The sequence below is a fragment of the Pseudomonas sp. PICF6 genome (assembly GCF_009831705.1).
Taxonomy (GTDB): domain Bacteria; phylum Pseudomonadota; class Gammaproteobacteria; order Pseudomonadales; family Pseudomonadaceae; genus Aquipseudomonas; species Aquipseudomonas rhizophila.
Window position 1 is genome coordinate 143,978 of sequence record NZ_WUUD01000035.1, and the last position, 13,174, is coordinate 157,151.

General features: G+C 62.5%; 11 protein-coding genes and 1 pseudogene. 9 read left to right on the top strand and 3 right to left on the bottom strand.

Annotated features, from left to right (window positions below):
* A pseudogene (locus GSM73_RS27975) lies at positions 1–233 on the top strand (DSD1 family PLP-dependent enzyme); the annotation flags it as partial.
* Positions 234–380: 147 nt separating this feature from the next.
* On the opposite strand, the gene GSM73_RS25275 reads toward GSM73_RS27975, so the two are convergent.
* Positions 381–1,319, bottom strand: a complete 939-nt coding sequence (locus GSM73_RS25275) for a transporter (RefSeq protein WP_160894169.1) — start codon at positions 1,317–1,319, stop codon at positions 381–383.
* Between the two features lie 206 nt (positions 1,320–1,525).
* On the opposite strand from GSM73_RS25275, the gene GSM73_RS25280 reads away from it, so the two are divergent.
* The 7 genes from GSM73_RS25280 to GSM73_RS25310 all read left to right on the top strand — a co-directional run bounded on the left by GSM73_RS25280 (position 1,526) and on the right by GSM73_RS25310 (position 11,043).
* Entirely contained in the window at positions 1,526–2,566 is a 1,041-nt protein-coding gene (locus tag GSM73_RS25280; protein ID WP_047227807.1) for an AraC family transcriptional regulator, read from the top strand.
* Between the two features lie 76 nt (positions 2,567–2,642).
* The gene (gene lexA, locus GSM73_RS25285; protein ID WP_160894171.1) at positions 2,643–3,260 is read left to right on the top strand and encodes a transcriptional repressor LexA; all 618 of its coding nucleotides are present in this window, start codon (positions 2,643–2,645) and stop codon (positions 3,258–3,260) included.
* On the top strand, positions 3,260–3,892 hold the full coding sequence (gene imuA / locus GSM73_RS25290; RefSeq protein WP_047227809.1) for a translesion DNA synthesis-associated protein ImuA: 633 nt from the start codon (positions 3,260–3,262) through the stop codon (positions 3,890–3,892). The genes lexA and imuA overlap by 1 nt, the downstream gene beginning before the upstream one ends.
* Before the next feature lie 7 nt (positions 3,893–3,899).
* Positions 3,900–5,321, top strand: a complete 1,422-nt coding sequence (locus GSM73_RS25295) for a DNA polymerase Y family protein (protein WP_047227810.1) — start codon at positions 3,900–3,902, stop codon at positions 5,319–5,321.
* Positions 5,318–8,395, top strand: a complete 3,078-nt coding sequence (locus GSM73_RS25300) for an error-prone DNA polymerase (RefSeq protein ID WP_160894173.1) — start codon at positions 5,318–5,320, stop codon at positions 8,393–8,395. Before GSM73_RS25295 ends, GSM73_RS25300 begins: the two co-directional genes overlap by 4 nt.
* Before the next feature lie 159 nt (positions 8,396–8,554).
* Positions 8,555–10,666, top strand: coding sequence for a PAS domain-containing sensor histidine kinase (locus GSM73_RS25305; protein ID WP_076384031.1), 2,112 nt, complete (start codon positions 8,555–8,557; stop codon positions 10,664–10,666).
* Positions 10,667–10,761: 95 nt separating this feature from the next.
* Positions 10,762–11,043 (top strand): hypothetical protein, encoded by a 282-nt coding sequence (locus tag GSM73_RS25310; protein WP_047227813.1) that lies wholly within the window; start codon positions 10,762–10,764, stop codon positions 11,041–11,043.
* A gap of 53 nt (positions 11,044–11,096) precedes the next feature.
* Here GSM73_RS25310 and GSM73_RS25315 read toward each other — a convergent pair whose 3' ends face one another.
* Entirely contained in the window at positions 11,097–11,618 is a 522-nt protein-coding gene (locus GSM73_RS25315) for a DUF4142 domain-containing protein (protein ID WP_076384033.1), read from the bottom strand.
* A gap of 217 nt (positions 11,619–11,835) precedes the next feature.
* On the opposite strand from GSM73_RS25315, the gene GSM73_RS25320 reads away from it, so the two are divergent.
* A complete protein-coding gene (locus tag GSM73_RS25320) occupies positions 11,836–12,072 on the top strand; it encodes a YdcH family protein (RefSeq protein WP_047227816.1) in 237 nt (78 codons plus the stop codon).
* A 64-nt stretch (positions 12,073–12,136) separates the two neighbouring features.
* Here the strand turns inward: GSM73_RS25320 and GSM73_RS25325 are convergent, their stop codons facing one another.
* Entirely contained in the window at positions 12,137–13,000 is an 864-nt protein-coding gene (locus GSM73_RS25325) for a LysR family transcriptional regulator (protein WP_047227886.1), read from the bottom strand.
* Positions 13,001–13,174: the final 174 nt, after the last annotated feature.

Consider the following 13,174-nt stretch of genomic DNA (forward strand, 5'->3'; position numbering starts at 1 on the left):
ACGGCGGCAACTGGATGGCCGATCTCGAATCACCCTCAGGCTTGAAGCACAACGACCTCTACGGTCGCAGCTCCAATCAGGAAATGGTCAACGGTTCTGAAACGGTGGGGCTGGCGGTGGAGGACCAGGTGTTCCTGCGACCGACCCAGAGCGAGTCGGTGCTGTTGCAGTTCGGTGATCTGCTGGCCGTGCGCGGAGGGCGGATAGTCGAGATGTGGCCGGTCTATAGCTGACCACGGATCTTGTGGGCTTGTGGGAGCGAGCCTGCTCGCGATGACGGCGGTACATTCAGCATCAATGCAGGCTGATCCACGGCTATCGCGAGCAGGCTCGCTCCCACAAGGGATTGCTGGTGAGCCTGCCGGAACCGAATAGAGCGTTCACAACGCAAACGGAATACTGATCTTGGCCCAGAGCATTTCGCCTTCGGGGCGGTTCTCTACGTTGAACTCCTTGGCCCAGCGGATCTCGGCGCTGGCGTATTTGAGAAAGGTCAGGTGCAGCGCCGGACCGATGGCGAACACCTGGCCGCGCACGCCGTCATCCACGTCCTGACCGGCGAACTGCACGGTGCGGCCGTATTGTTTGTCGTCGGTGGTCTGCTTGAGGTAGTAACCGTTGAGCCCCAGCATCACGTTGTCCGTCAGCCGGTAACTGACGGAATAGTCGAAGTGGAAAATCTGCCCTGAGCGGTAGTCGGTGTCCTTGTTCTCGCGATTGAAACTGTAAGTGCTTTTCATCGACACCTCGGTGTTTTCCGTGGGCAACCAGGTGAAGGAAAACAGCGGCTTGTAGGTGTAGAAATTGGTGCTGGTGTTGGCCAGGCGGTCGGTGCTGTATTCGCCGGTCGGCACGGTGATTTCCAGTGCGGCGGCCAGGGTCAGGTTTTTGCCCATGTCCCACAGCACGATGGGCGAAATGGTGGTATCGCCCATGCCTTCGCGAGTGTCCTGCAGGCCGAACACCGAGATTTCCTGTTTGATCCAGGGCTGGCCAACGTAGATACCCAGGCGTCCACCGGCCACCCGCAAAGGGCTCAGGTAATCGATCCGGGGGACCACCGCCGTGGATTCGATTTCGACATCCGGGACTTCGCCGCCCAACGAACTGATGTTGAATTTCCTGGCCTTGTAATGGTTGTAGTAGAGGTTGAACGCAAACATGTGGTCAGGAAGGTTGTCGACGTCCAGCGGCAACACGAAGAAACCGTCGGTGCCGGTGCCGATGTTATCGACTCCGGTTTCGGTGGCCAGGGCCGGCAGGGCACAGGCCAGGCCGAGGGTCAGTTGCAAGGCGAATGTCGTGCGGGTCGGGTTCATGCGGGGGCTCATTATTATTGTTGGAAATGCACCAAAGGTCCGAGCCATACAAATAAGCCGTTCGCCGCCGGTAGGGCAGGGTATTGGCGGCCACACAGGGGACATGGGCGGCCAGATTTTTGTGCCCCTCTATACGCTGGGTCATGCTAACGTTTATGAAACAACCGGTTACAAAGACGCCGCCTAACGTACCCCGGAACCCGCCCATGCAGATGAAAGTCATCGACCCGACCTATGAACTGGCGCTGGTGTCGCCGTTTCTTTTGCAAACCTTGGCCGACGTGGTGGCAGACCAGGGTTTCGATGCCGCCAGCCTGTGTCGCGGCCTTGGTTTCGGGCTCGACGATCTGCAGGATCCTGCCCAGCGGATTTCCTATCGCCAGGCCGTGGTCATGATCCAGCGGGCGCTCAAGCTGTTGCCTGATCGGGGCCTGGGCTTGTGGGTTGGCGATCGCAATGTATTGGGTACCCTGGGCCTGCTGGGCCACGTGTTGTCGCTGTGCGAAACCCTGCGCGATGTCTTTGCCCTGGGGATTCGGTATCAACACACCACCGGCGGTATCGCAGTCTCGAGTGTTGAAGAGGCCAGTGACCGGATCATGGTCGAGGCGACTTGCCGCCTGCCTTTTGCCGAGGTCCAGGTCTTTGCGGTCGAAGAGTTTTTCGCCAGCCTGATGGTGTACGGCAGGGCGTTGGCAGGGCCTGACTTCAGGCCCCAGGCCGTGGAGTTCATGCACGCTGCGCCGTCTTATGCCCAGGAATACCAAAGGGTCCTGGGGCCGGATGTGCGTTTCGGTTGTCGTCACAATCGCATGCTGATCGATGCCTGCTGGCTCGGCGTACGCCTGCCCAACCATCACCCGCTGGCCTTGCGTCAGGCCCTGGCCTTGCTGGAACAGGAGGCCACTGAGGTCCATCGCAAGATCGATCTGATCCAGGCGGTGGAGCGGGCGATTGCCCGGGACCTGACCCGTGGCAGCCACATCGAGAAAATCGCCAGCGACCTCAACATGAGCAGCCGCACCCTGCGCCGACGCTTGACCGAGCACAACCTGACCTTCGAAGCCTTGCTGGAACAGGTGCGTCGTGGCCGGACCCTGAACCTGCTGGCCAACCCCGACTGGTCCATCGAGCGCATCACCGAAGAGGTCGGCTACAGCGATGTGCGCAGTTTCCGCCGGGCGTTCCGGCGCTGGACCGGGATGAGCCCGAGCGCGTTTCGGACCGAGGGGTCGACACCGGCTTAGCCGGGACGGTCAATGGTCGGCTCCCTGTGGTTGACTGACTGGCGGTGCTTGTCAGAAAAAACCGACAAGAGTACAAATGTACTCCATGACGACTCTCACCCCCCGCCGTACCGCCATCCTGACCTTCATCCGCGAACGCATCGCCGAGCAGGGCCAGCCCCCCAGCCTCGCTGAAATCAGCGAGGCGTTCGGTTTCGCCTCCCGCAGCGTGGCGCGCAAGCATGTGCTGGCGTTGACCGAAGCCGGTTTCATCGAAGTCAATCCGCACCAGGCCCGGGGTATTCGCTTGCTGAACCAGCCGCCGCGTCCCGAGCTGCTGGAAGTACCGGTGCTGGGGCGGGTGGCCGCCGGCCTGCCGATCGGTGCGGATGCCGAGGTCCACAGTCGCCTGATGCTCGACCCGGCGATGTTCACCAAGGCGCCGGATTACCTGCTACGGGTCCAGGGGGACTCGATGATCGAGGATGGCATTCTCGACGGCGACCTGGTGGGCGTGCAGCGTACGCCCCAGGCCTCCAACGGCCAGATCGTCGTGGCGCGCCTGGACGGTGAAGTCACCATCAAGCGCTTCGAGCGAATCGGTGAGCGGATACGTTTGCTGCCGCGCAACCCGGCCTACCAGCCGATCATTGTCGAAGCCGACCAGGACCTGGCCATCGAAGGCGTGTTCTGTGGCTTGCTGAGGCAAGGCTGATGGGCGCTGTCGTTGCGCTGGACACGCTGTTCAACGGTGGCCAGGTCTGGAAGGGCCGGCCCGCGCCCCCGGCTGCCAGCCCGCAGCCCACCGGTCATGCGGCCCTGGACGCGGCGTTGCCCAGCGGTGGCTGGCCGGAAGCGGCGTTGACGGAACTGCTGGTCGCCGCGCCGGGCGTGGGCGAGTTGCAACTGGTCTGGCCAACCTTGGCGCGACTGACGGCGGCGGGGGAGCGGATCGTGCTGGTGGCGCCGCCATTCGTGCCCTATCCGCAGGCCTGGCAGAACGCTGGGGTGGACCTGCGCCAGTTGTCAGTGATCCGGGCCGATGAGCGCGATGCCTTGTGGGCCGCCGAACAATGCCTGCGTTCGGGCAGTTGTGGCGCGGTGCTGTGCTGGCCCCGCCAGGCTGATGATCGCGCCCTGCGCCGCTTGCAAGTGGCGGCGGAAACCGGCCAGACCCTGGCGTTCGCCTGGCGCTCGATTCAGGAAGCCATCAACCCCTCGCCGGCGGCCCTGCGCATCGCCATCGATGGCCGGCCAGGGCAATTGCGGGTGCTCAAGTGCCGGGGCGGGCTGGCCCGTTCGACGCCGATTGCCTTCGCCACGCTCAGCACACCGACCGAGCATTGAGGTTGCGATGCGCTGGGTCTGCATACTCTTCCCGCAACTGGCGCTGGACGCCGCGCTGCGTCAGCGTCCCGATCCCGACGAGCCCTTGGCGCTGTTGACCGGTCCGGCCCAGCGCCGGGTCCTGCAAGCGGTCAATGACCCGGCACGGGCCCTGGGTTTGCGCCCCGGCCAGACCATGACGGCCGCCCAGGCCCTGAGCAAAGGGTTTGCCACGGCCGAATACGATGCGGCGCAGATCGAACACTGGCAACAGTTCCTGGCGGCCTGGGCCTACCGTTTCAGCTCCCAGGTCAGCGTGCATTACCCGCGCACGGTGGTGTTCGAGATCGAGTCGAGCCTGGGCCTGTTCGGCCCCTGGCCGGTGTTCGAGAAGCGCCTGCGGGCCGAGCTGACGCAACTGGGATTCCGGCATCGCATTGTCGCCGCCCCCAACCCGGTGGCGGCGCGGGTGTTGGCCAATGCCTACGACGCCCTGGTGGTGCCCGATATTGAAACCCTGCAAGCCTGCCTGGGGCAGATGCCGGTGGAGCGTATCGGCCTGGAACCCGACGTCGCCACGGCACTGTCACGCATGGGGCTGCGCCAGTTGAGCCAGGTCCAGGCCTTGCCCCGACACACCCTGGCGCGGCGTTTTGAGGCCCAGGTGCTCAAGCATCTTGACGCGCTGACGGGCAGCCGCACCCTGGCGCTGTCGTTTTACCTGCCGCCGGACCGTTTCGATGTGCGCATCGAGCTCAATTACGACGTGCAATCCCACCAGGCGTTGTTGTTTCCGTTGCGCCGGTTGACCGGTGATCTCTCGGCTTTCCTGTGCGGTCGCGACAGCGGCGTGCAACGCTTTGACCTGCACCTGGAACACGCCGGGTTGCCGGACACGCTGATCAAGGTCGGCTTGCTCAGCGCCGAGCGGGATCCTGCGATGCTTTTCGAACTGGCCCGTGGTCGGCTGGAACAGGTGCAGGTCGAGGCACCGGTACGTGGCTTTCGTTTGTGTGCCGAAGACCTGCCCAGTTTCGTGCCCCAACGCCTGGAGCTGTTCGACGAGCGTCCTCAACAGTCCTTGCCTTGGGAGCAATTGCGCGAGCGGCTGCGGGCCCGGTTGGGGGACGACGCAGTGCAGGGCCTGGGGTTTCGCGATGACCATCGGCCTGAATGTGCCTGGCAGATGACCTCTCAGCGCCAGCCCCAGGCATGTCCGGTGCGCGAGGGCGTCCGGCGTCCCGGCTGGCTGCTGGACGAACCCCAGGCCTTGCAGGAGAGCCAGGCGCGAATCCTCATGGGCCCGGAGCGCATCGAGTCCGGCTGGTGGGACGGCGCCGACGTGCGCCGTGATTACTATCTGATCGAAACCCGCGCGGGCCAACGGGGCTGGGCCTATCGACCGGTGGGCGAGGGTGGCCCGCTGTGGCTGCAGGGCTGGTTCGCATGAACATCGAATATGCCGAGCTGCATTGCCTGTCGAACTTCAGTTTCCAGCGCGGTGCCTCCAGCGCCCTGGAGCTGTGCCGTCGTGCGCAACAACAAGGTTACAAGGCCCTGGCAATCACCGATGAGTGCACCCTGGCCGGGATTGTCCGAGCCTGGCAGGCTGCCAGGGAGCTGGACCTGCACTTGATCGTCGGCAGTGAGATCCAGATCGAGAACGGTCCGAAACTGGTGCTGTTGGTGGAGAATCTGCAAGGCTATCAAGCCTTGTGCCGGCTGATCACCCGCGCCCGCCGCCGCAGCGAGAAAGGTCGCTATCGCATCGTGCGGGAAGACTTCGACGAGCCCTTGCCGGGATTGCTGGTGTTGTGGGTGCCCGGTGACAACGATTCCGAAGAGCAGGGGCGCTGGTTGCGGAAGATATTCGCCGAGCGCTTGTGGCTGTCGGTCCAGTTGCATTGCGGGCAGGACGACCGGCGTCGGCTGGCGGACTTGCTGGCGCTGGCCGAGCGTTTGGACCTTCCGGCCGTGGCCACGGGAGACGTGCACATGCATGTGCGCGGCCGGCGCGCCCTGCAGGACACCATGACCGCCATCCGGCACCACGTCACGGTGGCCGAGGCCGGCCAGCGCTTGCACCCCAACGGTGAGCGCCACCTGCGAAGTCTCCCGGCCCTGGCCGAAATCTACCCGCGCGCCTTGCTCGACGAAACGTTGAACATCGCCCGGCGCTGTACGTTCGACCTTGGCCAACTGCGTTATCAATACCCCCGTGAACTGGTGCCTGAGGGGCATGATCCAGCGTCCTGGCTGCGGGAATTGACCGAACGCGGTATGCGCGAGCGATGGGCCAAGGGTGTGGAAGACAAAGTACGGGTACAAATCGATAAAGAACTGACTCTGATCGCCGATCTGGGCTACGACAGCTATTTCCTCACCGTACAGGACATCGTCAGCTTCGCCCGCAGCCGCAATATTCTTTGTCAGGGGCGTGGCTCAGCGGCCAACTCGGCGGTGTGCTACGCCTTGGGGATCACCGAAATCGACCCGAGCCAGACCAGCATGCTGTTCGAGCGATTCCTGTCCCGGGAGCGCAACGAACCGCCGGACATCGACGTCGATTTTGAACACGAGCGTCGTGAAGAAGTGCTGCAGTACGTGTTCCAGCGCTACGGCCGCCATCGTGCGGCATTGACGGCAGTGGTCAGCAGCTACCACGGTGCCGGCGCGGTGCGGGACGTCGCCAAGGCCTTGGGCTTGCCGCCGGATCAGGTCAACGCGCTGGCCGACTGTTGTGGGCGCTGGAGTGACGAGGCGCCGCCAGTGGATCGCCTGCGCGAAGGTGGCTTCGACCCGGACAGCCCGGTGTTGCGCCGGGTCCTGAGCCTGACCCAACAACTGATCGGTTTTCCCCGGCATCTGTCCCAGCACCCTGGCGGCTTCGTGATCTCCGAACAGCCTCTGGACACTCTGGTGCCGGTGGAGAACGCCGCTATGGCCGAGCGCACCATCATCCAGTGGGACAAGGACGACCTGGACGCGGTCGGGTTGCTCAAGGTGGATATCCTGGCCTTGGGCATGCTCAGCGCAATTCGTCGATGTTTTGATCTGATCGCGCAGTACCGCGGCCAGCACTACACCTTGGCGACGTTGCCCAAGGACGACGCGGCCACTTACGAGATGATCACCCGCGCCGACACCATTGGCGTGTTCCAGATCGAGTCGCGCGCACAGATGGCGATGTTGCCTCGGCTCAAACCCGAGTCCTTTTATGACCTGGTTATTGAAGTGGCCATCGTGCGACCGGGGCCGATCCAAGGCGGGATGGTGCACCCGTATCTGCGGCGTAAAAACAAGGAAGAAGCGGTGACTTACCCCTCCAAAGCGTTGGAAGAAGTGCTCAAGCGCACCTTGGGCGTGCCCCTGTTTCAGGAGCAGGTCATGCAGATCGCCATCGTTGCGGCGGATTACAGCCCCGGCGAAGCTGACCAGCTGCGTCGTTCCATGGCGGCCTGGAAACGTCACGGCGGCCTGGAACCGCATCGGGAACGCCTGGCGGCGGGGATGGCGAAAAACGGCTACACAGCCGAATTCGCCGCGCAGATCTTTGAACAGATCAAGGGCTTCGGCAATTACGGTTTTCCCGAGTCCCATGCCGCCAGCTTCGCCTTGCTGACCTACGCCAGCAGTTGGCTCAAATGCCATGAACCGGCGGCGTTCGCCTGTGCCCTGATCAACAGCTGGCCCATGGGGTTCTACAGCCCGGACCAGATTCTGCAGGATGCCCGCCGGCATCAGTTGCAGATCCGCCCGGTGGACGTGCGCGCCAGTGACTGGGATTGCAGCCTCGAACCCATGGAAGGCCGACAACCGGCGCTTCGCCTGGGGTTGCGCATGATCAAGGGCTTTCGCCAAGAGGATGTCCATCGCATCGAAGCGGCCCGCCGGCATCGGCCCTTCAGTGACGTGGCCGACCTTGGCGAGCGCGCGCAACTCGATGCCCGGGCCCAGGCGCAACTGGCCGACGCCGGTGCCTTGCGGGGCTTGGCCGGTGATCGTCATCGCGCTCGCTGGGAGGTGGCCGGGGTACAGAAACAGCTGGGCTTGTTCGCCGGTTTGCCCAGCCAGGAAGAACCGCCCGTGGACCTGCCAAAACCTACGGTGGGGGAGAATCTGTTCGCCGATTACGCCAGCGTCGGTACGACACTGGGCCCCCATCCACTGGCTTTGCTGCGCCCCGAACTGCGCGCCCGGCGCTGTCGCAGCTCGCGGGAGCTGCAGGATGTGGAGCATGGCCGCAACGTCAGCGTCGCCGGGCTGGTCACCGGCCGCCAACGGCCAGGTACGGCCAGCGGCGTGACTTTTGTCACCCTGGAGGATGAGTTTGGCAACCTCAATGTGGTGGTCTGGCGCGACCTGGCCGAGCGCCAACGCAAAGCGTTGGTGGGTTCGCAATTGCTCAGGGTCGACGGGCGTTGGGAAAGTGTCGGTGAGGTTCGTCACCTGATCGCCGGCCGCCTGAGCGACCTGACCGAGTTGCTGGCGGGTATCCAGGTGCATAGCCGCGATTTCCGCTGAACCCGGCTGCCACACAGCAAGCATGTCGCCAGCCCGGACAGGTTTGCATCATGACCTGCCCATGAAACCAAACGCCAGCGCAGCGCTCGAAGCTCTGAGCACAAGGGACTTGTGGTATGCCGATTCCCTGCTGGCATTTTCGAGGTTCAGAATCGACTCATGCAGTTCTTATCCCAGAATCATGGATGCCCCGGTTGGGGCGGTGAAATGGCCGGGCGTATCCGGTCGTTCGATTGGAGCCAGACCGAACTGGGTGCCATCGAGCACTGGTCCGCCAGTCTGCGCAGCGCAGTCCAGGTGCTGCTGGCGTCGCCTTTGCCGATGGTCATGTTGTGGGGCCGTCAGGGCTTCATGATCTACAACGATGCTTATGCCGAGTTCGCCGGCGGGCGCCATCCGTACCTGCTGGGCTGCGCGGTAGAGTTGGGCTGGCCGGAAGTGGCCGAATTCAATCGTCACGTACTGGATGTCTGCCTGGCCGGTGGCACCTTGTCCTATCGCAGCAAAGAGCTGGTACTGCTACGCAATGGCAAGCCCGAAGATGTCTGGATGGACCTTTATTACAGCCCGGTGCCCGACGATGATCAGTCTCCGGGCGGCGTTTTGGCGATCGTCGTGGAAACCACCGAGCTTGTGCTGACCGAGCGTGCCCGCCAGGAGGCCGAACGCAGCTACCGCGCCGTCAACGAGCGCATTCAGTTGGCCCTCTCGGCCGGGCCACTGCTGGGGTCGTTTGTCTGGGATATCCAGAACGACACACTTTCCGGCGATGAGCGTTTTTCCCGCACGTTCAATTACCCGCCAGACACGCCTCTGGATGCACTGCCTGTCGAGATTGCCCGCCAGAACATCCACCCCGATGATCTGGAGGAGGTGAACCGGCGGGTCGAACTGACCTTGCGTACCGGAACCCCCTACAACGCTGAGTATCGGGTGCGTCGACTCGGCGGTGATTACCTGTGGGTGCTGGCCAGCGGCCGATGTGAATTCGATACGTTGGGCCGGCCGTTGCGTTTCCCCGGTGTGCTGATTGATATCAACGAACGCAAGGCGGCTGAAGCATCGCTGCTCAAGTTCACCCGTGATCTGGAGCAGCGTGTCGCCGAGGAAGTGCATGCGCGGTTGACGGCCGAAGAGCAGTTGCGCCAGTCGCAGAAACTCGAAGCCATTGGCGGACTCACCGGCGGTGTGGCTCATGACTTCAACAACTTGCTGCAGGTGATCGCCGGCAACCTGCACCTGTTGGCTCGCCACGAACCGCACAACGCCAATGTGCAGCGGCGGGTCAGTGCCTCCATCGAAGCGGTGGAACGGGGCGCCAAACTGTCCTCGCAATTGCTGGCGTTTGCCCGCCGCCAACCGTTGTCACCGGCGGTCTACAACCCACGACGAATCTTCGACGGTCTGGGCGAATTGTTGCAGCGGGCCTTGGGCGAAACCATCCAGATCGAAGTGACCTTGCCCGCCGAGCCCTGGTGCATCCACGTCGATCGCAATCAGCTTGAAAACGCTTTGCTGAACCTGGCGATCAATGCCCGCGATGCCATGTGTGGTGAGGGCACCATCGGCCTGATCGGCGAAAACATCGTGCTCGACGAATCGTCCTGCGCCGGTAAAGACATTCCGGCCGGTGACTATGTGCGCCTGTCGGTGATCGACCGCGGCGCGGGCATGCCTCCCGATGTCCTGGACCATGTGTTCGAGCCGTTTTTCACCACCAAGACTGACGGCCAGGGCACCGGGCTTGGGTTGAGCATGGTGTTCGGGTTCGTCAAGCAAAGTGGCGGGCATATCGAGATTACCAGTGACGTGGGAGAGGGCACGCGAGCGCAGATGTATTTCCCCCGCAGTCGGCAACCTGAAACAGGTGAAGAGGCCCCACACAGCCCGCTTCTGACCGGTGGGCAAGAGACGATTCTGGTGGTGGAGGATAACGAAGAGGTGCGCAGCGCGTCGGTGGAGCTGCTGGAACAGTCCGGTTATCGTACCCTCACGGCCGCCAATGGTGACGAGGCCATGAAACTGCTGCTGGAGGGTGTCGTGGTGGACCTGATCTTCACGGATGTGGTCATGCCCGGGCTGATCAAGAGTTCCGACCTGGCCGCTTGGGCTAAGGTGCAGTCACCACCGGTACCGGTGCTGTTCACCTCGGGCCACACCCGGGACATCATCTCCCGCAACCACCAGTTGAGCCCCGACACTCATTTGCTGAGCAAACCCTACGGCTCGGACGCGCTGACCCGGATGGTGGGAACCGTGTTGGGGCGCTGAGCGCGGCACCGTAAACAAATGGAACCGAAGCCGCCATGTCACCTTCAAATGACCATGACCGGTCATCAATCCGGCCTGTCATGAATGAGGTGCCTATGAACCAAGATCCTGCAAACACCCAGCAACAAGGCCAGACGCAGGCCCCGTCACCGCGCAATGATCCGGCGATCGATCCTCAGGTTTCCCCTGAGCCCGCTGGCACCCAGCCAGTCAGCCCGGCTGGGGCAGGCAAGGCCCAAAGCGCCGACAGCGAAGTCGATCAAAAAAATCACCACCAGGACAACGACAACACCTTCAGCCCTGGCTTCAAGCCTGACCCGGACCGCCCGGAATCCGGTGAGAGCACTGATGCCGATATCGACACCGATGGCGGCTAGCAGAGCCTAGAAAAAGCCCGACTCGATGGTCGGGCTTTTTCAGGTTTCAAGCTTTATTTGCTCGGATGGGCTGCCTGGAGTTTCTTGGCCATCTGCAGATGTTTTTCCAGGTCTGGAAGCATTTTCTGCGCGAACGCCTTCAGCTCGGTGTTGCCGGGCTTCTTGTCGTCAGTGACGGTCTCGGCTTCTTTCTTGAACAGGGCAATGGTTTCTTCGTGGGCCATCACCTGGTTGTTGGCGTAGGCCGCATCAAACGATTCCTCGCGCATATCGAGAATCTTGGCCTTGGCCTTTTTCACCAGCGTGGTTTCGTCCGGCACTTCGATATCGTGTTTTTTCGCCAGCGAGATCAACTCCTCGTTAGCTTTGGTGTGGTCGGAAATCATCATGTTGGCGAATTCCTTGACGTCCGCCGAACTGCTTTTTTCCAGGGCCAGTTTGCTGGTTTCGATTTCCGCGATACCACCGGCCGCCGCGTTGTCGACGAAGTCGCTGGAAGTCGCGGCCCAAGCCATTCCCATACTGGTGCTCAAGGCAACTGCCAGGCCGAGTTGACGCAGGTTGAATCCGTCCATAGGTAAGTCTCCACACAGGTTGTACAAGGGACTTGTGTCGTCCTGTTCAATGGAGAGCGGCGGGCGGACAAAGGTTTGATTGCAAAGCGGTGCGGTACGACGAACGGTCACCGCTGGTCGGATTGGCGGTCGACAGAACCCCGTTGGCGAGGCCATTCTGATAGTCGACGAGCGCCGTAGAAGGCGTTAGCCATCGTTCTACCAAAGGAGGTGTTCCATGCCGGTGATCCACGATTTGTGCCAGGATCTCAACTGCACAAAAGACGACATCCAGCAAAAGCGCAGCGAGAATCCCAGGCTCGACTCGTTACTTCTCAAGTATTCCCAAATAGATGCCGAAGTGGTCGACGCCGAGAAACCGTCCTCCGCGGCACTGTCCGATGTTGCCCTGAAGACGCTCAAGGAGAAACGTTTGCAGGTCAAGGACGAGATCGCGCAGTACTTGCAGGGATAGTCCTAGGGCCGGGCTGTCGGTGAGGAGCCCTCTGCTTGCAGGAGGGCTTTTTTCGGCAGACTCGTCAGGTCAGCGGGTCCCAGCGCTGGGACCAGTCGCTGCCGGTCGTGACGATCTGGCGCAGCACTTCGAACGCTTGCTGCAACGCCGCCGAATCCCGATCCCTGGAGTACACGAGGTAAGTCGGGTAGTTGAATTCCGGCGCCTTGGGCACCCGCTCCAGGATGCCGCTGTCCAGGTAGCTTTGCACCACTCGGGTCCGGAAGTAGCCGCTGCCGCCGTTCTCCAGGATGTACTGCAGGGCCAGGGGGCCGAGGTTGAAGGTCACAGCCGCCTTGGCCTTGTCCGGCAGCGCAGTGTCGTGCTGACGACGGAAGTCGGCACTCCAGTCGATGTACACGTAGGGCTCTGGACGGGTCGCCAGGCGCACCAGGATCAGTTTCTCTTCCAGCAACTGTTCCACTTGCAGCCTCGGCCAGTATTCGGGCTGATACACCACGGCGGCATCCAGCAGGCCCAGTTCCAGTTGTTGCAGCAGTTTTTCGCCATCGCGGATGTCCATGCGCAGGGCATGGCCGGGGATTTTATGGCGCAGTTCCTCGGCCCAGGCGAGCATCAAGGGGTTGCATAGACTGACCTCGCCACCGAGGTGCAAAACGTTGCGAAAGCCTTCGGGCAAGGGCAGGTCTCGGCGGGCCGCTTCCCAGGTCTGCACCAGTTGATTGGCATACACCACGAACGTTTCACCGTCGGCAGTCAGGCGCGCGCCGGCACGGTTGCGCACAAACAGCACGCAGCCAAGCTGGCTTTCAAGCTTCTGGACTCGCGCCGTGATAGCCGTCTGGGTGACGTGCAGCTTGTCGGCCGCGGCGGCGAGGCTGCCGTGGCGGACGATTTCCAGAAAGGTGCGGGCGAGGTCGATGTCCATGGTCAGGCCGATACGGGGAAAGCGGGGATTGTACGACACCTGCGAACTACCGCAGGGTCCTTTGCTGAATGTACCGGCGCTATCGCGAGCAGGCTCGCTCCCACAATTGCTCCGGGTGATGAGGATTGAGCGTCGCTCCAGATCCCCTGTGGGAGCGAGCCTGCTCGCGATAGC